The 23,150-nt window shown below is 41.2% G+C and carries 22 protein-coding genes and 1 pseudogene; 7 read left to right on the forward strand and 16 right to left on the reverse strand.

All coding sequences use genetic code 11. The features are described 5' to 3' along the window. Both kamA and J7J00_RS23055 read right to left on the reverse strand, forming a co-directional pair. Complete coding sequence (kamA, locus tag J7J00_RS23050; protein ID WP_214794954.1) at nucleotides 1–1,437, reverse strand: lysine 2,3-aminomutase; 1,437 nt, start codon at nucleotides 1,435–1,437, stop codon at nucleotides 1–3. 275 nt (nucleotides 1,438–1,712) lie between these two features. After that, on the reverse strand, nucleotides 1,713–3,194 hold the full coding sequence (locus tag J7J00_RS23055; protein ID WP_286201528.1) for a sigma-54 interaction domain-containing protein: 1,482 nt from the start codon (nucleotides 3,192–3,194) through the stop codon (nucleotides 1,713–1,715). A 171-nt stretch (nucleotides 3,195–3,365) separates the two neighbouring features. Here J7J00_RS23055 and J7J00_RS23060 point away from each other — a divergent pair, with 171 nt between their 5' ends. After that, entirely contained in the window at nucleotides 3,366–3,878 is a 513-nt protein-coding gene (locus J7J00_RS23060; RefSeq protein WP_214794958.1) for a GNAT family N-acetyltransferase, read from the forward strand. 135 nt (nucleotides 3,879–4,013) lie between these two features. On the opposite strand, the gene J7J00_RS23065 is transcribed toward J7J00_RS23060, so the two are convergent. From J7J00_RS23065 to J7J00_RS23100, 8 genes are all read right to left on the reverse strand, one after another. Beyond that, nucleotides 4,014–4,931, reverse strand: a complete 918-nt coding sequence (locus J7J00_RS23065) for a peptidoglycan-binding protein (protein WP_286201529.1) — start codon at nucleotides 4,929–4,931, stop codon at nucleotides 4,014–4,016. A 544-nt stretch (nucleotides 4,932–5,475) separates the two neighbouring features. After that, nucleotides 5,476–5,625 carry a hypothetical protein gene (locus J7J00_RS23070; RefSeq protein ID WP_214794915.1) on the reverse strand — a complete coding sequence of 50 codons (150 nt, stop codon included), beginning with the start codon at nucleotides 5,623–5,625 and terminating at the stop codon, nucleotides 5,476–5,478. 101 nt (nucleotides 5,626–5,726) lie between these two features. Further along, nucleotides 5,727–6,374 (reverse strand): 3-oxoacid CoA-transferase subunit B, encoded by a 648-nt coding sequence (locus J7J00_RS23075; RefSeq protein WP_286201530.1) that lies wholly within the window; start codon nucleotides 6,372–6,374, stop codon nucleotides 5,727–5,729. A gap of 17 nt (nucleotides 6,375–6,391) precedes the next feature. Further along, nucleotides 6,392–7,087 carry a CoA transferase subunit A gene (locus J7J00_RS23080; protein ID WP_214794917.1) on the reverse strand — a complete coding sequence of 232 codons (696 nt, stop codon included), beginning with the start codon at nucleotides 7,085–7,087 and terminating at the stop codon, nucleotides 6,392–6,394. A 32-nt stretch (nucleotides 7,088–7,119) separates the two neighbouring features. Next, a complete protein-coding gene (locus J7J00_RS23085; protein ID WP_214794919.1) occupies nucleotides 7,120–8,505 on the reverse strand; it encodes a GntP family permease in 1,386 nt (461 codons plus the stop codon). Between the two features lie 884 nt (nucleotides 8,506–9,389). Further along, nucleotides 9,390–11,096 carry a sigma-54 interaction domain-containing protein gene (locus J7J00_RS23090; RefSeq protein ID WP_286201531.1) on the reverse strand — a complete coding sequence of 569 codons (1,707 nt, stop codon included), beginning with the start codon at nucleotides 11,094–11,096 and terminating at the stop codon, nucleotides 9,390–9,392. Nucleotides 11,097–11,124: 28 nt separating this feature from the next. Then, complete coding sequence (locus tag J7J00_RS23095; protein WP_144548961.1) at nucleotides 11,125–12,300, reverse strand: acetyl-CoA C-acetyltransferase; 1,176 nt, start codon at nucleotides 12,298–12,300, stop codon at nucleotides 11,125–11,127. Beyond that, complete coding sequence (locus J7J00_RS23100) at nucleotides 12,297–13,244, reverse strand: 3-hydroxyacyl-CoA dehydrogenase family protein (protein ID WP_214794921.1); 948 nt, start codon at nucleotides 13,242–13,244, stop codon at nucleotides 12,297–12,299. Before J7J00_RS23100 ends, J7J00_RS23095 begins: the two co-directional genes overlap by 4 nt. Nucleotides 13,245–13,500: 256 nt before the next feature. Between J7J00_RS23100 and J7J00_RS23105 the strand changes: the two genes are divergently transcribed. Then, nucleotides 13,501–14,277 carry a 3-hydroxybutyrate dehydrogenase gene (locus J7J00_RS23105; protein WP_214794923.1) on the forward strand — a complete coding sequence of 259 codons (777 nt, stop codon included), beginning with the start codon at nucleotides 13,501–13,503 and terminating at the stop codon, nucleotides 14,275–14,277. Between the two features lie 301 nt (nucleotides 14,278–14,578). Then, nucleotides 14,579–15,421: a CBF family alpha/beta fold macrolide esterase gene (mleCBF, locus tag J7J00_RS23110; RefSeq protein ID WP_214794925.1), complete on the forward strand. Its 843-nt coding sequence runs from the start codon at nucleotides 14,579–14,581 to the stop codon at nucleotides 15,419–15,421. A gap of 135 nt (nucleotides 15,422–15,556) precedes the next feature. Here mleCBF and J7J00_RS28385 read toward each other — a convergent pair. Continuing rightward, nucleotides 15,557–15,682: pseudogene (locus J7J00_RS28385) on the reverse strand (YjcZ family sporulation protein); the annotation flags it as partial. A 283-nt stretch (nucleotides 15,683–15,965) separates the two neighbouring features. On the opposite strand from J7J00_RS28385, the gene J7J00_RS23120 reads away from it, so the two are divergent. Further along, a complete protein-coding gene (locus tag J7J00_RS23120) occupies nucleotides 15,966–16,502 on the forward strand; it encodes a hypothetical protein (RefSeq protein WP_214794929.1) in 537 nt (178 codons plus the stop codon). A gap of 112 nt (nucleotides 16,503–16,614) precedes the next feature. Here J7J00_RS23120 and J7J00_RS23125 read toward each other — a convergent pair whose 3' ends face one another. Next, a complete protein-coding gene (locus tag J7J00_RS23125) occupies nucleotides 16,615–16,794 on the reverse strand; it encodes a DUF4083 family protein (RefSeq protein WP_214794931.1) in 180 nt (59 codons plus the stop codon). A gap of 841 nt (nucleotides 16,795–17,635) precedes the next feature. Here J7J00_RS23125 and J7J00_RS23130 point away from each other — a divergent pair. Further along, nucleotides 17,636–18,406, forward strand: a complete 771-nt coding sequence (locus tag J7J00_RS23130) for a hypothetical protein (protein WP_214794933.1) — start codon at nucleotides 17,636–17,638, stop codon at nucleotides 18,404–18,406. A 93-nt stretch (nucleotides 18,407–18,499) separates the two neighbouring features. Further along, on the forward strand, nucleotides 18,500–19,363 hold the full coding sequence (locus J7J00_RS23135; RefSeq protein WP_214794935.1) for a hypothetical protein: 864 nt from the start codon (nucleotides 18,500–18,502) through the stop codon (nucleotides 19,361–19,363). 658 nt (nucleotides 19,364–20,021) lie between these two features. On the opposite strand, the gene J7J00_RS23140 is transcribed toward J7J00_RS23135, so the two are convergent. The 3 genes from J7J00_RS23140 to J7J00_RS23150 all read right to left on the reverse strand — a co-directional run bounded on the left by J7J00_RS23140 (nucleotide 20,022) and on the right by J7J00_RS23150 (nucleotide 22,066). Beyond that, complete coding sequence (locus J7J00_RS23140) at nucleotides 20,022–20,477, reverse strand: SRPBCC family protein (RefSeq protein WP_214794937.1); 456 nt, start codon at nucleotides 20,475–20,477, stop codon at nucleotides 20,022–20,024. A 151-nt stretch (nucleotides 20,478–20,628) separates the two neighbouring features. Then, a complete protein-coding gene (locus J7J00_RS23145) occupies nucleotides 20,629–21,501 on the reverse strand; it encodes an AraC family transcriptional regulator (RefSeq protein ID WP_214794939.1) in 873 nt (290 codons plus the stop codon). Nucleotides 21,502–21,619: 118 nt separating this feature from the next. Then, nucleotides 21,620–22,066 (reverse strand): GNAT family N-acetyltransferase, encoded by a 447-nt coding sequence (locus tag J7J00_RS23150; protein ID WP_214794941.1) that lies wholly within the window; start codon nucleotides 22,064–22,066, stop codon nucleotides 21,620–21,622. Nucleotides 22,067–22,320: 254 nt separating this feature from the next. On the opposite strand from J7J00_RS23150, the gene J7J00_RS23155 reads away from it, so the two are divergent. Next, the gene (locus J7J00_RS23155) at nucleotides 22,321–22,500 is read left to right on the forward strand and encodes a small acid-soluble spore protein H (protein ID WP_214794944.1); all 180 of its coding nucleotides are present in this window, start codon (nucleotides 22,321–22,323) and stop codon (nucleotides 22,498–22,500) included. A gap of 428 nt (nucleotides 22,501–22,928) precedes the next feature. On the opposite strand, the gene J7J00_RS23160 is transcribed toward J7J00_RS23155, so the two are convergent. Continuing rightward, nucleotides 22,929–23,150, reverse strand: a 222-nt coding sequence (locus J7J00_RS23160; protein ID WP_214794946.1) for a hypothetical protein, incomplete at its 5' end; no start/stop codon positions are given.

A 23,150-nucleotide genomic window follows, 5' to 3' on the forward strand; every position in this document is an offset into this window, starting at 1 on the left:
TCATTCCTCCTTGCCTTCAGATTTAACCGAGCCACTAACTGCCATGGCGTTCTTTTTTTCTTGGGATAGCCTTAATTTTTCCTTCATCTCATCCCGTTTATCACGGCGATCCTTCAAGGAAGCATGTTCATCTGTGCTTTCATACGCTTTTCTCTTGTCAAGACGACGAAGGCCCTCTGGCACCAAATTGAATTTCTCGTCCGTCATGAGAGCTGAAATCCCTACGGCTTCTTTCCTATCCGCAGTACCATACACTTCATCAAAGTAAGCATCCGCACTGCCGGCAACATAATTCTTCGGCTCCGGATAGCTTGTGATAACTCCTTCAAAGTTCCGTAAAACGACTTTATCCGGACTTTGCGAAAGAAGGTAATTCGGAGTCAGGGCAATCTTTCCGCCTCCGCCAGGAGCATCCACCACAAAGGTCGGCACTGCATATCCTGATGTATGGCCGCGCAGCGCTTCAATGATTTCCAGTCCTTTTGAAACCGGCGCCCGGAAATGGCCAATCCCTTCAGATAGATCACATTGATAAATGTAATAAGGTCTTACCCTTGCTTTTACACAGTCATGCATAAGCTTTTTCATGATATGTACACTATCGTTGATTCCAGCCAGGATGACTGCCTGATTACCAAGCGGCACGCCTGCCATCGACAGCATATCACATGCTTTTTTCGCTTCATCCGTCAGTTCAAGTGAATGATTGAAATGCGTATTCAACCAAATCGGATGATACTTTTTCAGAATATTACATAAATTTTCTGTAATCCTCTGCGGGAAAACGACCGGTGCACGTGTTCCGATCCGAATGATTTCCACATGCGGGATGGCACGTAAGTTACTCAATACGTATTCAAGGATTTTATCATTGATCAGCAGGCCGTCTCCACCAGAGATTAGCACGTCCCTCACTTCCGGAGTGTTCCGGATATATTCAATCGCCCCGTCAAGCTGCTTCTTTGGAACACCCATGCCAACCTGACCCGAAAAACGGCGTCGCGTACAATATCTGCAGTACATGGAGCATTGGTTCGTTACAAGGAATAGAACGCGATCCGGATATCGATGCGTCAACCCTGGAACAGGGGAATCCTCATCCTCATGCAGCGGATCCTCCAAATCATATCTAGTCTTGTTCATTTCTGCCGAAAGCGGTACCGACTGTAAACGAATCGGACAGCGAGGATCATCGGGATTCATCAATGATGCATAATAAGGCGTAATGTTCAACGGAATCGTTTGAGTCGAGATCCGGACTCCTTCCTCTTCTTCAGGTGTCAGGTTGACGACCTTTTTCAGATCATCCAGTGTTTTAATCGTATTGGTCAATTGCCAGATCCAATCATTCCACTGCTCTTCCGTTACATCCTTCCATAATTCGATATCATTATAATGCCTGCGTCCACCTAGGTATTCTTTATGTTTTACATCCATTCCCATCAAATTCATTTAATATGCCCCCTTATTCTAAGAACTTATAAATATACTCTCGCAAGAATGATGCCAACATGAATAACAAGGAAAACATAAGCAAAAGGGAGCTAACCGAGCTTAAAATCGCAAGATATTTTTCATTACGCATAATTTTTTGCAGCCAGATTCTTTGCGCCAAGCAAAAAATCAAAAAAAGAGGGTCTCTTTACATAAGAGCCCTCTTCAAGTTACAACATGATCAATTCAAAGTGGCAGCGTTTCCAAAAAACCCGAATTCACTTTGATTCCTTCGATCCTGCCGTATAAACTTTTTCAATGCCGTACTTGTTTAACTTATATTGCAGTCCCTGTCTTTTAATATTGAGGGCTTCTGCCGTTTTGCTGATATTTCCGTTATATTTCTCGAACATATTGATGATCATTTCCCTTTCCATTTCTTCAAGAACGACAGGTAAATCAATCTTGTTTTTCAAAGGGGAGGGATGGCTCTGCGCATTTGCTGCAGCATAATTTCCTGAAGGGAAAAGATTAGCAGGAAGATGATGTTCATCAATCATATCTTCCCCTGCGTCCATGACGTTAAAGGTCAACTCGATGGCATGTCCCAGTTCACGAATGTTCCCTGGCCATTGATATTGAAGAAGCCGCTGCATCGCCTTTTGACTGATCCCGCGCACTTCGGTAAAAAATGATTTGTTGAACTTTTGAATAAAGTGATTGACGATTTCCGGAATATCCGTTTTACGCTCCAAAAGAGAAGGCATTTGGATCGTCACGACATTCAGGCGGAAAAATAAATCCGAGCGAATGATTCCCCGCTCCAACGCCTCTTCTGGAGATATGTTCATCGCAGCAATAATCTTAACATTAACTTTCTGCTCCTTCGAGCCTCCAACACGGCGCACCTCACCTTCCTGAAGCACTCGCAGCAATTTTGCCTGCAGACCGAGGTCTAGGCTATTCAGCTCATCAAGGAAAAGAGTTCCGCCATTTGCCTGTTCAAAAATGCCCATGCGATCCATCGCTCCGGTAAAAGCCCCTTTCGTCGTGCCGAACAGAAGCCCCTCCATCAATTCCTTTGGAACAGCTGCACAGTTCTGCGCGATGAAAGGCTGATTTCGCTGAGCACTTACATTATGTATACTTTGCGCGACCAGTTCTTTCCCTGTCCCGGTAGGTCCATAAATCATGACTGGGGAATGTGTACGGGCCGCTTTTTTCGCCAATGAAATCGCTTGCTGAAAAGCAGGGCTGTTACCAATCAAATCACTAAAATGATAGGTCGCCGTCCCTTCAGAGAACTTACTTTTCTTATGGGTCTCGGCCAGCTGGGAACGCAAATCGACAATTTGGTCGTACATATTCATGACCTTCGTAATATCCTTTGCGATTTCCACTGCCCCTATAATTTCACCATCCTCATACAAAGGATACGTACTATTGATCGACGTTATTTTTTTCTCCTTTAAATTGACATATGTTTGAATGGACTCAATCGTTTCATTGCCTTTTTCCAATGCTACATGCAGCGTACTGGATTCATCAGTCAATGAAGGATAAAGCTGAAAAATATTCTCCCCCAGCACCTGTTCACGATCAAGCCCGTCGATATGTGCCATCATTTCATTGTAAAAAACCGTATCCCCATCTTTATTCACAATATGGACACCCACATTGATCACATTCAATATCCATTCAAATTGAGTGGAAAACTGATTTACTGAAGATTTCATTTCTTCATCTCCGTTCTCTGTCATTTGATAGAATCACCTGTAAATTATAGCATTTAATGGGAAACATTCATCTCTTTATTCTTATTAAAATCAAACTTCAACACAAAGGCAATAGAATAATAAGGTCGAATAAAGGAATCTCGCATAAAGCGAAGAAGATTATATAAGAAAATATAAAATTTAGGGGTGAGTCGGATTTCAGAACGAAGCAAAGAAACGAAAATAGAAATTAAACCGTGGGAAGATAAAGATCTGGAATTACTTTTTCAACTAAATGCCCCAGAAATGATGGAACATCTTGGCGGACCAGAAAATAATGAACAAATCCTGAAACGCCATCAACGGTATCTGCAGATTGGGGAGAAGGGATGCATGTTTAGCATCAACTCGTTTCCAGAGGCAGAGGCAGCCGGTTCCGTTGGCTACTGGCAAACAGTATGGAGCGATGAAAATGTGTATGAAATCGGTTGGAGCGTCCTCCCTTCCTTTCAAGGAAAAGGAATCGCATCTCATGCCGTGAAGGCACTGATAGAGAAAATCAAAGCCGAACGAAAATACAAATCCATTCACGCATTCCCTGCGATCAATAATCCTGCATCAAACGCAATTTGCCGCAAGCTCAAATTCAACCTCATCTCCGAATGTGAATTCGAATACCCGCCGGGGAGCTTTATGCAATGCAATGATTGGTGCTTGGAACTTGAATGAATTCTTTAGATGAATAGCGGATTTGTGAAGGAAGGATTATTCCGGGTTATGTCGAATTATGCCGGGTTTAGGTGAATTATTTCCCGGGAAAGTCGAATTATTCCCAGGGCAGGACGGATTGGTTCTAATACTCTATCAAGAAAGCAATTCATTCCATGTTTCTTGACCTGCAAGCTTATCAGCAGAAATCTTACTTGCCTTTTGGTATTTGAATAATGCCGCCTCGGTTTTCCCTCCGAATTCTCCGTCAAGGGGCCCGGGATTAAATCCTTCCATATATAGCGCTGCTTGCAGGATCCATGTGATATTGCAGCTAGCTCCTTTTTTTATGGTGGCGGCTGCAGTCTTGGTTTTAGGTCCCCATTTCCCATCGACAACTAGCTTTTTATTGTATTGCTTATTCAGCTCCGTTTGTAAACCTTTTATAAGGGCCGATCGAGTTTTGGGACCATAAAACCCATCACCCTCAATATTCGTTTTATATCGGCTATTTAACGTTTTTTGTATCGAAATTATATGACTATCTCCTATGCTGGTCTTCGGCATTTCCATTTTTTCTAGTTTGAAGGTAAGGTGAGGTTTCTTTCCGGCTTGTAACTGTGTAAAAGATAAACTGCCTGTCATCTCCAAGTGGGGATAATCCTTGAATGAACTCCAATCCCCGCCCCATTTAAAGCCTAAATCCTTACCTATGGCAGCCACGCGCTGCCACTTTGAATTAACTGTCCATATCGCCCTCTTGCCATCATCACTCACAATGAAGAAATCAATGGCCAGTCCATAATTATGAGAAGATTGCCCTGGCTTAGCTTTCGTCACAATAGGTTTAGCTAGATTGCTATAGTTTTTTCCATTGTAGCTGTAAACTCGTCCTTGACCATAAAGCGCAGCTTGTTCTTCCAAAGAGCGATGACCTGCACTTATTTGTACATTGATTCCTTCAGTATAAGCACGTTCAACCATTTCCAATGCTGATGCCTTCACTACAGGATTTATCCCATTACCCATATTTTTCACTGATCGATCCAATAATGTTCGTAATGCTACCGTCAATGTAATCCCTCCTTTTAAGTTCCCATCAGGCTTTATATAAGCCTTTTTTATGGAAAAGTAGCAGAGTTGGAAAAGTTTGTTCTCATTTATTAGAGAATAGAAGTAATATGTTATTTATTTAATAAACGTTCCAGCTGATTTCTGAAATCCGCTCCCTTTCCGCCGACTGCCTAGCGTCTGTGGGGTCTAGGCTAGCCGGTTTTTTCGGCAGGAGTGTCGCAAATTTCTTCAATCCATTAAGGATTACAGTAAAAAATCATGAAGGATAAGCAAGTTTTCTTTTAAAAACATGCTACGGGGTGAGACCATTCCGAACTTCATTTTGACGACAAAAGGATATCTGGATTTTTTATACAAAGTTGATTGGAATGGAAGGTACGAGACTCCTGCGGGAAAAGCGCGTCCAAGGGAGACCCCACAGGCGCAAGGAGCGCCGAGGAGGCTCCCGGACCGCCCGCGGAAAGCGAGTGCCTGGAGTGGAAATCATTACACATACCCTCTTTCGGAAATCCACTCCCTTTCGCACACTGCTTGCCAAACCTCATCAAAGCAAGATCTCCGGGGTCTCGACTAGCCAGTTATTCGGCAGGAGTGTCGCAAATTTCTTCAATCCAGTTTTTCTGGATTTATTTTTGGATTTAACACCTTTTTCCAATATTGATAACTGAGGTGAAAAAGCTTGTTGTTCCTTCACAATAGAAAGGGATTTCCCCCCCAAAAAATAGACTACTTCCGTTCGCCCATTTTGCGAATGAAAGTAGTCTATTAATGAATTATTTTATTAATCTCTTTAACTTACGCTCTAATTTCAATAGAGGGGCTTATTGTAAAGTCAGCCTCTGTTTTACTTTTCACTTCATCAAGTGTTACGCCATTTTGCAATTCAATCAATTCCATGCCAGCTTCTGTAAATTGAAAAACAGCCAGTTCGGTAATCAGGCAATGGACGACTTTTTCCCCCGTCAATGGCAATGTACAGCTCTTTTTCACCTTGGATTCCCCATGCTTGTTCACATGGTCCATAATGACAACAATTCGTTTTGCGCCTTGGACGAGATCCATCGCCCCTCCCATTCCTTTTACCATCTTCCCTGGAATCATCCAGTTTGCCAAGTCCCCATTCTCGGAAACTTCCATCCCGCCTAAAATGGCCAGGTCGATGTGGCCGCCGCGAATCATCGCGAACGATTCAGCGCTATCAAAAAATGATGCCCCTGATTTTGCCGTTACCGTTTCTTTTCCTGCATTAATCAAATCCGGATCGACTTCACCCTTTTGTGGATAAGGTCCGATTCCCAGTAAGCCATTTTCCGATTGAAGCATGACATTAAAGTCATTTGGAATTATGTTGGCGATCAAGGTCGGCATTCCAATCCCTAAATTCACACACATACCATCTTGGATTTCTTTAACGGCCCGTTCTAAAATTAGTTGTCTAGTCATTCGAATACTCCTCCTTTTTATGCGTTAGCAGTTGTAAGTTTTTCAATTCGTTTTTCATAGTCATTTCCTACAAGCACTTTCTGTACATAAACCCCTGAAGTATGAATTTCATCTGGATCGAGCTCTCCTGTGCCCACGAGCTCCTCCACTTCGACAACCGTGACTTTCCCTGCTGTGGCAACGACAGGGTTAAAATTCCTTGCCGTTTTCCGATATACAAGATTACCGAAATGATCTGCTTTCCAGGCTTTTACAAAGGCAAAATCCCCGACTATTCCTTCTTCCATAATGTATGTGCGGCCATCAAACTCTTTATGTTCTTTACCTTTTGCGACTTCCGTTCCTACTCCTGTAGCTGTATAAAAGGCGGGAATTCCCGCTCCGCCCGCTCTTAAACGCTCGGCCAGCGTTCCTTGGGGAACTAGCTCGACCTCCAGCTCGCCACTTAAAAATTGCTGTTCAAATAACTTATTTTCCCCTACATAAGAAGCGATCATTTTTTTGATTTGTTTATTTTCAAGCAAAAGTCCTAGACCCCAATCGTCGACTCCACAATTGTTGCTGACAATCGTCAAATCCTTTACACCTTTATTACGCAAAGCAAAGATTAGTTTTTCTGGTATTCCGCTTAATCCGAATCCGCCAACGATAATGGTTGCTCCATCCTCGATTTGTTGAATAGCGCTATCAAAAGATGTTAATAATTTACTCATTTTCCATCATCTCCATTCTTAATACTATTCTATTAAATAAACAGTGAAGTTGCAAAAGCAATGATGAACACGGTCACTGTTTTCAAAACCGTAATCGCAAAGATATCCTTGTAAGATTGACGATGTGTCAGTCCAGTAATGGCAAGCAAGGTAATGACGGCACCATTATGCGGCAGCGTATCCATTCCGCCAGATGCCATGGATGCAATTCGATGAAGCATTTCCGGGGTGATTCCGACACTTTGGGCCACCTGCAAATAGTGACCTCCCATTACTTCTAACGCAATCGAAAGTCCACCGGACGCGGATCCGGTAATCCCTGCCAGCACATTGACGGCGATAGCTTCGGATACGAGTGGATTACCGCTTGCATCGAACACCCAGTTTTGAATGACCGAGAATCCAGGAAGCGTTTTCACCACATTCCCAAAACCAACTTCAGATGCAGTATTGAATATGGCAAGCAATGATCCCATTGCCGCAGCTGTTAATCCACTTGCCAATTTGACCTTGATACGTCCAACATTCAGAAGCATCGCTGCAATAATACCGATTGTCAATGCAACTATCAAAGACCAGGATGAAGTGACTGTGCTTACATCGGCAATGTTGAAAGTTTCCTTCAGCATCGATGCATCATACCAGTGCTTAACCGAAATGGCACTCCGGCTGAAAGCAAAATTAAACGCTACGACAAGGATGAGCGGTACGATGGACAGCCAAAAGTTAGGCAGGTTTTGCTGTTCTGAACTTTCTGGTTCATTAATATGTCCTTCCCCGTAGCCTTCACCATTTGCCACCGCTTGTTTACGGCGGCGCTCTAACCAGAGCATTCCTCCAGTGAATACCATGATCGCGCCAATAATACCCATTATTGGAGCTGCATAGGTATCTGTTCCGAAATAATTCGTTGGAATGATATTTTGAATCTGAGGTGTTCCAGGAAGGGCATCCATCGTATAAGTGAAAGCGCCTAATGCTATCGTTCCTGGCAATAATCTTTTTGGAATGTCTGCTTCTTTAAAAATTGCCGCTGCAAATGGATAAACGGCGAATGCCACTACAAACAATGAAACCCCGCCGTATGTCAGCGCCGAACACGCCAGCACCACAGCAAGAATGGCCTGCTTTGAGCCTAGTGATTTTACGATGGTCTTGGCAATGGATGCAGCTGCACCGCTCATCTCCATGACTTTTCCAAATACGGCCCCTAATAAAAATATCGGAAAAAACGCTTTTATATAGTTAGCCGCAAACGTCATATATGTCTCTGTATAACTCGGCAGCAAATGTCCACCGGATAAAATGACCGCCAATAAAGTAACAATCGGCGCTATGATAATGACCGGATAGCCCCGGTAGGCTAAAAAGATTAAAAGTCCCAGCGCCACAACAATGGCTAAAATTTGAATCACCAACTCAATTCCCCCTTTTCTCCCCTTGCCCCAAAATAAGTTCGGAAGCCCTTAAGTAGAACTATTAATCTCCTAAATTCCATATTTTCAATTTTTCCGCTTTTGCCATCCAAGCCTGCCTTCCCCAAGTCAAGCTGAATGATCTTCCTCAGTGGTTTCCAATTATTGAGAACGCTTTCAACAATCTGCTGAATTACGAAATCCCCTTTCACTTTACGTGGAAACACAATATAAAATGACAGATAGGCCATTCACTAAAGTAATTATGCAATTATTGTGCCAACTTAAGCACATTGAAAAATCACATCTTTTAAAGCCTTTTCAAACATTTTATTTCCCTTTTTATAAATAAAATCCCTTAAAACTGTCAAGGTTTCAGTACACATACGTATAAACTCCAAAAAAGTGTAAGCCTTTTCTTACACCATTTATATTCCCTTTCATTTTATGTACGGATTTCCTAACACACTCAAATATACCTACTGTTTTTTTGGAGGGGCTGTTTAAACATTCACTTCAGGTACTCGCTTTCCGCGGGCGGTCCCGGGAGTCTCGTACCTTCCGTTCCAATCTACTGGACTGTTTTTTATAGAAAAAACTGTAGGCTGGTCTCATCCTGAACCATGATTAAGACTAGGTTTTACTTCATTGTTTTTTTATAAACCCCTCATTGGATTGAAGAAATTTGCGACACTCCTGCCGAAAAACTGGCTTGCCGGGACCCGGAGGCGCTTGCTTTGATGAGGCTTGGCAGACAGACGGCGGAAAGGGAGCGGATTTCTGAAAACACCTGAAACGTTTTTAAAATAAAAAAACTGCAGGCAAACTCGATCTTCTTCGAATTTGTCTACAGTCTGAACCCTTTGGCAAAAGGGTACTTTCTATATTTATAAACCATATTTATTCATTTTTTCATACAGTGTTGTGCGACTCACTCCGAGTCTCTTTGCCGTTTCCGATTTATTACCAGAAGTCATTTCCAAACATGAAACGATTACAGCCCGTTCGGTCTCATCCATTACTTCAGCTAAAGTGCGGATCGATACTGATTCTTTATGACCCGTTATTTCTTTAGGGAGATGCTTGGAACGTATCATTTCCCCTTCTTCAACAATATTCATTGCGCGTTCAATGATATTCTCCAACTCACGGATATTACCCGGCCATTTATAAAGACGCAACAACCGTAAAGCTTGTTCACTCATCCCCGTTACGCGTTTTTTCATGAGGTTCTGGTACTTTTCAACAAAATGATTTACCAGTATTTCAATGTCCTCCGGTCGCTCCCTCAAGGAAGGAACCTGGATTTGCAAGACCTTCAACCGGTAATACATATCAACTCGGAATTCCCCTTTCGAGACCATTTCCTCCAGATTACGGTTCGTTGCAGCGATTACCCGTACATCAATCGGAATGCTTCCCGTCGAACCGACCCTCTCGATCTCTTTTTCTTGTAAAACACGGAGAAGCTTCACCTGCATATGCAGTGGCAGCTCACCGATTTCATCGAGAAAAATCGTTCCGCCTTCAGCCGCTTCGAACTTACCTGCTTTTCCGCCTTTTTTGGCACCAGTGAAAGAACCCTCTTCATAGCCAAATAGCTCTGACTCCAGCAGCTCTGCCGGGATGGCGGCACAGTTCACTTTGACAAACACACCCATGGCCCTTCTGCTGTCATTATGAATGGAATGGGCAAACAGCTCCTTACCTGTTCCGCTTTCGCCCAAAATCAACACATTCGAATCGCTTTTAGCGGCAATTTTGGCTTGACCTTTTACTTCCATGAAAGCAGGGCTTCCCCCCATCAAATGATCAAACGTATATGAGGCCTTATTTCTCTCGCGAAAATCACCTTTGTACTTTTTCAGCTCTACTTCAAGTGAATTTATCCGTTTGGAAAGAGCGGTAAATTGCCCGACATTCTTAAAAAGAATCTTTCCGACCGCCCCTATTAATTTACCTTGTTTCCTTATCGGGGAGCGGGTCGCAATTATATAATTATCTTTAATTTTTTGTAATTCAGCGACCTCTTGCTTGCCAGTTTTGGCGACCACATGCATACGGGTGTTTTCAATGACCTCCGTTACATGTTTCCCTATGGAGCTTTCCTGATCGACGCCAAGAAAATCCGCATAAGCGTGGCTCAGCATTTGAACATACCCTTCCGTATCGACCATCACCAAGCCGTCATAGGCAAATTCGATAATATCCTTAAACAGAAGTTCTTCATGATTATCGATATTAAGAAAATCACTTTTATTATTTGTAAATAACAGGAGATAAATCTGATACTCCTCATCACCCATTTGAATGATGGCTTTTCTGACAATTCCATTATTATCATTCAAACGGATTGGAGTATTTACAGCTGGCACAAGATTTTTTTCAATAATCAAATTTATTTGCAGATCAAATTCATTCTCAGCAAAAGCCCCGGATAATACGCGATTGCAGAGAACGATTTCTGTTTCGTTTTTCGTTACCAAAACACCGAAAGGCAATTCTTCCAATATCGCTTTCACTAATTCCAATTGAATAGTCTTATTATCGCTGGCCATTCCTATTCCCCTTAACCCGTCTGAAGTTTCCTCCATTATATCATAGGAAAATGAGGCCAAGTCATTACCGTTCCACAATCAGCGCAGTTCCCTGTCCGCCACCGATACATAATGTGGCAAGTCCGGTTTTTGCATCTCTGCGCTTCATTTCATACAATAAAGTCACTAAGATGCGGGCACCGGAAGCACCTACCGGATGACCCAGGGCAATCGCACCGCCATTTACATTCACTTTTTCCGGCTTCAGTTCAAGGTCTTTAAGCACGGCTAGTGACTGTGCCGCAAAGGCTTCATTCACTTCCATCAAATCAAGATCATCTATTGTCAATCCCGCTTTTGCCAAAGCTTTTCTTGTCGCAGGCACAGGACCGTATCCCATGATTTTCGGATCAAGCGCGGCATTTGCATATGACTTAATGGTTGCTAAAGCTTCCAGTCCCAGCTCGTCCGCTTTCTCTTTAGACATCAGGACTAACATCGCACCCCCATCATTGATTCCGGATGCATTTCCTGCCGTAACCGTTCCATTTTCCTTAAAAGCAGGACGCAGCTTCGCTAGCTGGTCGATCGTCAGCCCATGACGCGGGTGTTCATCTTGGTCCACCAAGACCGTCTTTCCTCTGCGTTTATATTCAACAGGTACGATTTCATCTGCAAATCGTCCTTCAAGCTGTGCCTTTTCAGCCTTCAGTTGGCTATCTAAAGCAAATTCGTCCTGCTTTTCACGGCTGATTTCCCACTGCTCGGCGATATTCTCCGCAGTCACGCCCATATGATATTGGTTAAAAACATCCGTTAAGGCGTCATATGTCATGGAATCGACTGCTTCGGCATTACCCATTTTCTGTCCAAAACGATAATTTGGAAGTAAATATGGAGCATTGCTCATGCTTTCAATCCCCCCGGCAAGAATCACATCAGCATCACCAAGGGCAATGAATTGCGCTCCCATTATTACCGTACGGAGGCCAGATCCGCAAAGTTTATTAATGGCCATGGCCGGCGTTGTTTCCGGAATCCCTGCATGAATCGCAACCTGACGTGCCACATTTTGCCCTAATCCAGCAGATAGAATATTCCCTACCAATACCTCATCGATCATGTCAGCCGAGATATTTGCCCGCTTAATCGCTTCCTTGGCGGCCACAACTCCCAAGTCAACCGCCGACACATTGGCAAGACTGCCTCCAAACGCACCAACTGGTGTTCTTGCTGCCCCTACAATCACTACTTCTCTCATAATACTTCCTCCTTCTCCATTTTTAATTTTCCCAGTTTAATAAAATTACGGTCCCTCTCATTGATTTTCTGGGAAACGGCAGATCCTTCATACGTAAAAATCCCTTCTCCCGACTTCGTCCCAAGCTTTCCCTTAGCTACCAGATCACGAATCAAATCAGGGGCTTCCTTACTTTGATCCAATACCGGTGAAACATTATCAAAAACGCGCTGCCATGTATCCAGTCCGCCAAAATCAGCAATCTCGATCGGCCCAGTAAATGCCCATCGAAAACCTGGTCCAGCCGTTATCGCCGTATCGATATCCTCAGCATCGGCAACGCCCTCTTTCAATAGATAAAAGGCTTCGCGCATCAGGGCAGTCTGAAGACGATTGGCGATGAATCCTGCTATTTCTTTTTTCAAGAGAATCGGAGACTTGCCGATTTTACGCATTAAATCCATTGTTGTCTTGACGATTTCGGGCTTTGTTTCGTCATGCTGAACAATTTCAACCAACGGAACTAAATGGCCAGGATTAAAGAAATGCGTGATGACCATTCTGTCCGCAAACGAGGCCTTCTCCATCAATTGAGAAATTGGAAAGGTCGATGTATTTGAAGCAACAATGGCATCCGGTTTGATTATTTCCTCCATTTGCTGATATAGATTCAACTTCAGCTCGATGACTTCCGGAATCGCCTCAATGATAAAGTCAGCATCCCTTACAGCCCCTTCCAAATCTACACTATACGTAATATTCGCTAAAGCATCTTGCTTTTCCTGATCAGTCAAAGCCCCTTCCTCAATGAGCAGTGACAGATTCTCAGAAATTCGATTCTGGGCATGATATAGCAACTCTTCCTTTATATCGTTAATGGTGACGAAATATCCGCTAACTGCAAAAGACTGCGCGATCCCGCTCCCCATTACACCTGAACCGATAATGGCTATTTTTTTAATCATCCAGCTTCCCCTTTCCGTTTCAATTACCTTTATTTACTCACCTTTTTATCTATGCAATATTTATGCCAACGATAGGTGGAAATAAAATTCTTTTTTTATCTTGAAAATCATGATAGACTCTTACTCATTAACCTAAACCATATTTTTATAACCTTCCCTTTATATTTCCAATGGAGTTTACCTTGTGAAATATTCCCTATTTACGACATAAAATGACAGACCTGGACCATTACATTTTTTATTGGAGGAATGTAATATGATTAAAGATAAAGTGGCGATAATTACCGGATCTGCTAGAGGAATCGGTTTTGAGATTGGAAAGATATTCGCTGAAAATGGCGCAAAGGTCGTTTTGTCCGACCTTGATCAAAACACAGTTGAAAAAGCTGCTTTAGACCTAAGGAACAAAGGCTTGGAAGTTATCGGCCTAAAAGCAGACGTAACAAGTGAAGAAGATATTATCCAACTAATCAAACAAGCTAAAGACAAATACGGACGAATAGATATTTTCATCAATAACGCCGGCCTTCAGCATGTTGCTCCAATCGAGGAGTTTCCAACTGAAAAATTCGAACTGATGATCAAAATCATGCTGACCGCGCCATTCATTTCAATAAAGAACGTTTTGCCGATCATGAAAGAACAAGGCTTCGGCAGAATCATCAACATCTCTTCCATTAATGGCCTGATTGGATTTGCCAACAAAGCAGCGTACAATAGTGCCAAACACGGTGTAATCGGATTAACGAAAGTCGCCGCCTTGGAAAGCGCCTCTTTTGGCATTACCGTCAATGCCCTTTGCCCAGGATACGTAGACACACCTCTCGTCCGCGGACAATTGGAGGATCTGGCGAAAGCAAGACAAGTACCGCTAGAAAGCGTTTTGGAAGAGGTCATCTATCCACTTGTCCCACAAAACCGCTTACTCGATGTAAGTGAAATAGCCGACTACGCCATTTTCCTCGCAAGCGACAAAGCACGGGGCATCACAGGCCAGGCAGTCGTGTTAGATGGCGGATATACAGCTCAATAAATGGAAAATGCAACTGCAATAAACCCCGAATAAATGACACCAAAAAGGTGCTCTGTATTCGGGGTTTTCCGTCTTCTTGGAATTGTGGAAAAATTTGGTGGTGCAACGTTTTCGCACATGTTACAGTAATATAGGGATAATTCCCATTTCACAAATATAAAAGGAGGCCTCGTCATGATTATTAAGTGGGTTAGACTGCGATAATTAAAAGCGCAGGCCAATCATCATGCTCCGGAAAGAATTTATTGATCTGCGCCATGGTAACGGCTATTAGATAATATTTAATACGGAGGTAAAAAACATGAGTGAACAGATACTGAAAATAAATAAAGTGGATATATGTACAGAAAGTTTTGGAAACCGTAAGGACCCTGCTGTGCTTTTGATCATGGGAGCGATGTCTTCATTAGACTGGTGGGATGATGACTTCTGTCTCCGCCTCGCTGATTCGGGGAGGTTTGTCATTCGGTACGACCATCGGGATCTCGGACGATCTGTCAGTTATGAACCCGGTACCTCCAACTATACAATAACGGACATGGCTGACGATGCCGCGGGTGTCCTGGACGCTTATTCCATAGAGCGGGCGTCGATCGTCGGAATGTCCCTAGGCGGTTTGATCGGCCAGATTCTTGCATTAAGATATCCGGAACGCGTAACTACGCTTACGCTAATTGCATCAAGTGTGTTCGGGACTGTAATGGAAAAACTCCCCCCAATGGACCAAAGCATATTGGATCATCATGCGAAGAGTGCATCCATGGATTGGTCAAATCGGGAGGCGGTCATCGCTTTTCTTGCGGATGGATGGAAAACTTTAGCCGGTTCCAAACCTTATGAGCAGGAAAGAATGTATAAACTGGCACAAAGAGAGGCGGACCGCGCCAAACAACTACCGAGCAGATTTAATCATGCTTTGCTTGCTGGCGGAGACGAATATTTTGATAGAATGGGTGAGATATCCGTACCTGTCCTCATTATTCATGGCACAGAAGATCCAGCCTTGCCATACGAGCACGGGCTTGCCCTTGCAAAAGCCATCCCTCATGCAGAATTAGTGACTCTTGATGGATCGGGGCATGAGATTCATAGTGAAGATTGGGATGAAATTATCGATTCAGTCATTAAGCTTACCTCGCGATAAATTAGTCATAAAAGAAGCCGACCAATAAAGGTCGGCTTTTTTTATATACTACTTTTAGCAGAAACTGCCATACCCTTGTGCGCCGCCGTAACCTCCGCCGTAACCTCCGCCGTAACCTCCGCCGTAACCTCCGCCGAAACAAGCAGCTCCAACGATGACTAAGAGTATAAACAAAACGACTATAAAAGCAAAGCCGCCACCAAATCCACCAATATCATTACAACAACTTGATTCATGACCACAATTTGACAATAGAAACATCTCCTTATTCGTTTTAGGAGGAAAAAATTAAATGGGTTACTTCAAGTTATGTTTCAATTAGGATTATGACACAAAAATTTCCGGAAACTTTTTTCAAACCACCCTTACGACCTGAAATAAAAAGTTTTACAGCATATATTTGTGTTTTGAGATAGCTTCGCCTACACAGCATCGAACTGGCGGACACCATATCCCTATATCACGGACGACCCGTTAGTTCAACAAGCAATTCCTACTAACTTCGGTTTATTGTACAATTAAGGTAAAAAGGTTCGAGGTAACTATGATAAAAGGAAATTCTTATATTCTTGTTTTCACCATGCTTGTTTTGCTGACAATAGTACTTGTTTCAACTACACCAATAATAATTAAAACTTTACTTGCTTTAATAACGATTGCGTTTTTATTTCCTGTCATTAGGAAGCTTCTGTTTAAAGTCAAATTCAGAAAAATCAAGGTGGCATTTTACTCATCATTGACCTTTACAATTGGGTTATTCCTAGTCTCAATTTTTGAAGAACCATCCTTTAATTTTGATGGAGATTTTTCCCTGATTATTATTGTGCTTTTTTATAGTTTAATTGGAAATTTCGTTTATGGCTTACCAGTCTCACTAATTGCTGAAATTATCTCAATGAAGTATTTCAATATTCGGTTCTGGTTATCTGGATTAATACATATTGGTTTTGGCTTGGCTACATACTTTATTGACCCAGGAGGTTTCTTTATCTTTGCGGTCATTTGCTCCATAATCTTTTTTGCACTAGATGAAATCACTAAACTATATTCGGCTTTTTATTGGACTAACCTGCGCCGATAATTTCATAAGAAACTCAGATCTTCAGCTAACCTGCCCAGTTTAGTTCTATAAAACTTACTTTAGAGTGACATAAACTATGTAGGAACAAAAAAAATGAAAAGGATAAAAGAAATTAATCTCTTCTATCCTTTTCAAGCAGCTCAATTACTCTATCAAGTTTTTGTTCTATGCTATTGGATTTGTTTGACCGTGTAAGGAGAGACCGAACAAAAAAGTAAACAGTAAAAATGATACCAAACAACAAAATAAATATAATAAGTTGATATACTATATCACCGGTATTGAAACCCAAAGAACCTCGCCCCTATCTTTTTTTGTATACTATACAGAACATATATACTAAGCTTCTTGAACTATCCTCCGCCGTTAGTTGCATTAGAAAAAGGCCGCAGATCAAACTCCACTATTGAAGTAAAGCACATTTTATTAAGGATTCAAAATAAATTTCTCCTTTTTTGGCTAATTATAGCACATTCTTCTTGCGTAGTTCGATAACACTACTACGGCTGTCTTGCTACCCTGGCCATTTAGTTCTTCAAGAGAAACAACAAGATATCAGAGCTGATTTTTTAAAAAAAGATATAATTTTACATTCTTATTTGGACCATCCGTTCTTTTCAAATCGCTGAAAGAGATTTGATCCGTGACCAACCAGCCGGATTAGAAAAACGGTAAAATACACCTTGGCACACGCCAATTTTTAACATCATTAAAAGGTAACGGTTGAAGTTCCCTCTATAACCCTCATAGATTTAAACGTTGGTAACGGAAACGAAACTTCGTTTAGACTCCTTAAAAAGAGCCTAGGTCTTCACTTTCCGAAAGGTCGAGCAAAGAAGACCTTTTTGCGTTACCAGTATTTTAGTAGGCACTGCTTTTCAATGTTTATCTTTTTGCCTCCCTTTTGGGTTCATCCATTTCTTTACGGCGTTCCATACTCCCTCTATTGCTACATTATATTTACAGTTTGTCCGGAAATATAAGTAACATGTCCAAGCAATTGCCTTAATTTATTAATACTATATTTTGTAACTACTACGAAAATACTTTTGGCAGTGCTTTAGTACGGTTCGATACTACACTCCATTTCATTTTTCGAAAAAAAAATAGTTACAAGAAAGGATTGAGATTTTATGGGAAATTTCGGTAAAAATAATCCAATGCACAGCAACTGGGGTTCTGCATGTTCCGACAGCGACTGGGGTTTCAGCAATGATTCAAGATTCGGCAATGATTCAAGATTTGATCATAAAAAACCTTGTAAAGTTTGTAAGTCTCACGACCAATCTGCTTGCAATTGCAATTTTAGAGCTGCGGCTCGCCAACTCGCTGCACCATTAAACAGCGACTGTGTCCTAGTTAATTCAGTTGTAGGCTCAAAAGCGGTACAAAAGGTTGCAGAAGCAACACTTCCTTTTACCGCGTTTGCTCCAGCAATTCCAGCAGGATCCACTATTGTTTCTGTAACTGTTATACCGAATCTAGCTGGTGTTACACGTAACACGACAATCATTAGGGACAAAGTCGTTAACATCGGGCTTATTCCAGTAGCTATTACGGTAACATTTACGGCACCAGGAACAACCGCTCCTATTTTAACAGCCCTACTTTCAACAAGTTTACCATTCCAGGAGCATACAGATTTCCCAGGTGCATGCCCTGAGGATACAGTAATAGAACCCCCATTAGTAGTAGAAGGGATCTTTGCTCAACCAGGCGTTCCAGTCATCGGCACAACGGGACTTGTTACTACCAATGCTATTTTAGTCAAGATTGTACTACGCACTACAATTACAGTTACTCGACCAGTTATTGTGGATTCACATGGTGGTATTTGCGACGTAAATGAACGTCGTTGTGAAACTACAACTACTCCAACAACTAGTACTCTTGCTGCTCCGTAAATGACGGTGTTGAGTAGTTTTTAATCTTGACTAGCAAAGCCCTCTCTAAATAGAGAAGGCTTTGCCTTTATTTATTTTATAGGATAGAAAGGAGTGACATTACTATGTGTTATCACGAGGATTGTTATAAAAATCACTGCGATAATGAACATCACCACGATTGGCGTAAGAAAGAATGCTGCGATGAGGACCATCACCACGATTGCTGTAAGAAGAAATGCTGCGATAATGAACATCACCACGATTGCTGTAAGAAGATATGCTGCGATGAGGATCATCACCACGATTGGTGTAAGAAAGATTGCTGCGATGAGGTTCATCACCACGATTGCTGTAAGAAGAAATGCTGCGATGAGGACCATCACCATGATTGGTGTAACAAGAAATGTTGCGATGAGGACCATCACCACGACTGGTGTAAGAAGAAATGCTGCGATGAGGACCATCACCACGATTGGTGTAAGAAGAAATGCTGCGATAATGAACATCACGATTGTTGTAAAAAGAAAAAACGCTGCGATAATGAACATCACGATTGTTGTAAAAAGAAAAAACGCTGCGATAATGAACATCATGATTGTTGTAAGAAGAAAAAACGCTACGATAATGAACATCACGATTGTTGTAAGAAGAAACATCACTGCGATAATGAACATCATGATTGTTGTAAGAAGAAAAAACGCTGCGATAATGAACATCACGATTGTTGTAAGAAGAAAAATCACTGCGATAATGAACAGCATGATTGTTGTAAGAAGAAAAAACGCTGCGATAATGAACATCACGATTGTTGTAAGAAGAAAAATCACTGCGATAATGAACATCACGATGATTGTTGTAAGAAGAAAAATCACTGCGGATAATGAACAGCATGATTGTTGTAAGAAGAAAAAACGCTGCGATAATGAACAGCATGATTGTTGTAAGAAGAAACATGTTGACTTGTGGAAATGGTAGTTTGTTAAATGAAAAGTACTTTGATACCATAATTGATCAAAGTACTTTTTTTAGTTCCCAAAAGATGAGTTATATCAACCTCACAAGTACCGGGTACTCATTCTGTTTTTCTTAGAATGACCTCTTTAATTCAACTATTCTTCTTATTAACCCTTCTCTGAAAACAAATACATACCCATCGTCAATCTCATTCTAATTTTCTTATGCAAGTTGTTCCCGCCCATCTTAAGAAAATATGTCTTCAACTATCCTCCTCCTTTATTCTTCAAGAGAATCAACAATACCCTTTACCAGAGTGATTTAAATAAAAGGTAATAATTTTACACTTTTAAACTGGAACATTTGTTCTATTTATGTTATTCTTATAAAAACAAATAAAAAGATCAAATCGCTGCAAAAGATTTGACCATAATTATAATTAAAGGTCGGTTGTATCCGCGGGCCTTACACGGTTGTACCGCTGAGCCGAGCCATTTGCTAACGTCCAGGGTGCCGGTGATAAAGACAGCTCCGAACTTCAGCTAAGCACCCGTTCGTTCATTAATAACCGTAATTTCATAACAAGAACAGCTATTTAATCAATCATTACTCCCCATCCATCTGTTTGCCCGCCATAAGGTTTACTTAATCCATTAAAGCATCTTTTCGTTAGACAAGATTAGTGCATATTCTCGGCAATCTTTTTCAGTGCCTTTGCACGAGAAACGATAAATTCTCTCATATACTTCTCTAAAAACAACTTAACAGCTAAAACTCCAATTGGACCGAACGGTGACTTATATTGAAATTTATCTATCATTATAGTTCCGCCTGATTCTTCTATAAACTGATGTGTGTGTACGAAGGAATGAAAGGCTCCCTTCACCATTATATCTACAAACTTATTTGGCTTTTCCATTAATGTTACTTGGGCTTTCAGCCTTTGTTTAATCCCAAAGTGAATGGCTTCCCAAGTTACAGTATCCCCCTCCTCTAATAGCCCTTCTGTCACACCATCAACAGCAACTTCCTTTGTTTTCGCTGTCGTTTTGGTATGGATATCCACGCTCCTCGCAAGATCAAAACATAAGTCAACTGGTGCTTTAATAAATTGTTGATACTCAATAACAGGCATTTCCCAATCTCCTTATATAAGCACTTTCTAACCATCATTATAGCTCGTTATAGTAAATATTACCTAGCCCTTATTCCATTATCCCGCCCTGTTTGTTACATACAAAAAAGCTGCCTTAAGACAGCTTTTCGAATAAATCTTTCGTCCATCCTTACTTTTTCAAAACGGGGATCCATATTTCGCTTCTAAATGTTGGTGAGGTTATATCTTTATTTTCGTTCCAAAGGATTTCCGGTCCTTCCCTTTGTTCATAGTTAGAGGAAGGAAACCATTCGGAATAAATACGTCCCCATACATTTTGCAGTGTTTCAGGAAAGGGACCTACCGCTTCGAATACTGCCCATGTAGATGCGTCAACTTCAAGCTGTGTTAAGTTATCTGGACACTCCCTCGTTGTCGCTGCGCCGATATAATGGTCAAGCTCCCCTTTTTCCTCCAACCGGCCTTCGGAAAAATTCGCAGATGCACTAAGCAGCCCCAATGGCTCGACATTCGATAGGTTTTTAAGTTCATTTATCGTTTTCTCGTCTAAACTTTTCCACATAGATGCAATCTCTGGATTAACCCCGTTAAAAATGATTGGAACTCTTTTTTTAATTCCAATAATGTGAAATGCCTCTTTTTCTTCAATTCGATAGTTCATTTCACTGCCTCCTTTAATGGATAATTGGAAGGACATCGGTGGATAAGCTTTAAGTGAATGGCCGTTACTTCTCGCTTCTGATGGTGTGATACCATGCAAATGTTGAAACGCTCTTGCGAAAGAGTCAGGTGAGCTGTACCCGTACTTTATCGCTATATCAATGACCTTTATGCTGTTTTCCTTTAGCTCAAACGCTGCAAGTGTAAGTCGTCTTCGGCGGATATACTCGGATAGTGAAATACCTGCAAGGAAGGAAAACATCCTTTTAAAATGATATTCCGAGCAATAAGCTAGCCTTGCAACTTCTTTAAAGTCAATTTCGTTCGTAAGATTTTCTTCAATGAATTTAATGGCACCATTCATATTTTTTAGCAAATCCATTCAATGACCTCCTTATATCAAAAGAATAGCAGGAATTGAAACGAATCATCCGACATTCTGTGCACGATTATGCAGGGTCTAACCCCTTTCGCACCCTCTAATGAAAATAAGCTTATTGTTAAAATGGAGATTTACGGACTTTTTGCATAAATAGCTCTGGATTATCGATCTGAGTAAAACCGTATTTTTTATATAATGAATGTGCATCATTAGTAGCTAACATAAACCTGCGAACCCCTTCCAGTTCGGAATGGTTGGTGATGACATCCATTAACCATTTTGATAATCCTAATTTACGATAGTCAGGTAATATAAACACATCGCAAAGGTATGCATGTGTTGCTAAATCTGTTATTACCCTTGCAAATCCAACTTGTTCACTACCTTCATTACCTATTTCACCTTTATAAACCCCAAAACACAAGGTCGTATTTTCAATTGACTTCATTACTGTTTCCTTTGGTATTCCCTTTGACCAGTAAGCTTCTTGATTCAAAAAATCATGTATTAAATCTACATCCAAATACTTTTTATTAGTGGAAATCGCAAATCCTTTAATATTCATTTTTACATCCCCCTAAAACTTTTTTAATTTTCTGTAATTATATCAAACCACTGATTTTAATCCTTTGAACTAGCTTGCCACGTTCGTCTAAATGATTATAAGCTGTCTTAAATATAACTCGTTCTTCAGCTGTCGTACCAGTTAGTTAAATAAGGGAGTAAGGGATTCTTGGAAGAATTTTAATTACAACAAGTATATCTAAGTAATTCGGAACAAATATTATACATGTTGCAAATTCAAAGGAGGTGGCTTAAATGAACGCACAACGAGCAGAAGAAATTGCTTCTTCACCAAATATGGCTAATGTAACCTATAATGAGGAAAGTATCTACATTGAGCATGTGGATGAACAAAATGGAATAGCTACAATTCATCCCCTTGATGATCCAAATAAAAAACAAAGTGTTTCTGTAACCAGCTTAAAAGAACAGTAATTTCCTCGATTCAATAATAAACCTCCACTTTCGGGTGGCGGTTTATTATTAAGTTTAATTACCATTTTCTTTTTAACAATCTATCTCCTAGTTGAACGATCCTGCCCCGTTAGTTGCATAAAGAAAAAAATGCCTTAAAGACAGTCAATCTTAAGCTAACGCACCTGATATTCTAACAAGGCTAAATAATAAGTTACTAAAGACAAGAATTATTTTTTAAATAATAATACGTATTTTCCTTATACTTGCGCATATTAAAAACAATAACATTGAAAGCGAGATGGATACGTATTGTCTAAACAAGGGATTCAAAACAAGGATCAAACGAGAAAGCAAATCGAGAAACAGGATAAAAGAAATGATGTTGAACTAGGTAATGAATTTCAAATTGGAAACACAAGTTCACAGAGCCCCAAAAAAAGTGGACGTCAAGTAAATAAAAAATAACCCCGATCTTTCGGGGTTATTTCAGACTGTAGACAAACTCGATGAAAATCGAGTTTGTCTATTTTTATGGCTTGTACAATTTGGACGTTGATTTCCACTCCAGGCACTCGCTTTCCGCGGGCGGTCGGGGAGCCTCCTCGGCTTTCGCCTGCGGGGTCTCCCCTAGACGCGCTTTTCCCGCAGCAAGCCCGTGCCTGTCGTGA

The sequence above is a fragment of the Bacillus sp. ISL-4 genome (assembly GCF_018613275.1).
GTDB classification, from domain to species: domain Bacteria; phylum Bacillota; class Bacilli; order Bacillales; family DSM-1321; genus Peribacillus; species Peribacillus simplex_E.

Excerpts from the sequence above, each read along its gene's own strand:
- kamA (WP_214794954.1), bottom strand. The coding sequence starts at position 1,437 with ATGGATGTAAAACATAAAGAATACCTAGGTGGACGCAGGCATTATAAT.
- J7J00_RS23080 (WP_214794917.1), bottom strand. The coding sequence starts at position 7,087 with ATGAGTAAATTATTAACATCTTTTGATAGCGCTATTCAACAAATCGAG.
- J7J00_RS23105 (WP_214794923.1), top strand. The coding sequence starts at position 13,501 with ATGATTAAAGATAAAGTGGCGATAATTACCGGATCTGCTAGAGGAATC.
- J7J00_RS23130 (WP_214794933.1), top strand. The coding sequence starts at position 17,636 with ATGGGAAATTTCGGTAAAAATAATCCAATGCACAGCAACTGGGGTTCT.
- J7J00_RS23145 (WP_214794939.1), bottom strand. The coding sequence starts at position 21,501 with ATGGATTTGCTAAAAAATATGAATGGTGCCATTAAATTCATTGAAGAA.
- J7J00_RS23055 (WP_286201528.1), bottom strand. The coding sequence starts at position 3,194 with ATGACAGAGAACGGAGATGAAGAAATGAAATCTTCAGTAAATCAGTTT.
- J7J00_RS23095 (WP_144548961.1), bottom strand. The coding sequence starts at position 12,300 with ATGAGAGAAGTAGTGATTGTAGGGGCAGCAAGAACACCAGTTGGTGCG.
- J7J00_RS23140 (WP_214794937.1), bottom strand. The coding sequence starts at position 20,477 with ATGCCTGTTATTGAGTATCAACAATTTATTAAAGCACCAGTTGACTTA.
- J7J00_RS23155 (WP_214794944.1), top strand. The coding sequence starts at position 22,321 with ATGAACGCACAACGAGCAGAAGAAATTGCTTCTTCACCAAATATGGCT.
- J7J00_RS23075 (WP_286201530.1), bottom strand. The coding sequence starts at position 6,374 with ATGACTAGACAACTAATTTTAGAACGGGCCGTTAAAGAAATCCAAGAT.
- mleCBF (WP_214794925.1), top strand. The coding sequence starts at position 14,579 with ATGAGTGAACAGATACTGAAAATAAATAAAGTGGATATATGTACAGAA.
- J7J00_RS23150 (WP_214794941.1), bottom strand. The coding sequence starts at position 22,066 with ATGAATATTAAAGGATTTGCGATTTCCACTAATAAAAAGTATTTGGAT.
- J7J00_RS23120 (WP_214794929.1), top strand. The coding sequence starts at position 15,966 with ATGATAAAAGGAAATTCTTATATTCTTGTTTTCACCATGCTTGTTTTG.
- J7J00_RS23090 (WP_286201531.1), bottom strand. The coding sequence starts at position 11,096 with ATGGAGGAAACTTCAGACGGGTTAAGGGGAATAGGAATGGCCAGCGAT.
- J7J00_RS23100 (WP_214794921.1), bottom strand. The coding sequence starts at position 13,244 with ATGATTAAAAAAATAGCCATTATCGGTTCAGGTGTAATGGGGAGCGGG.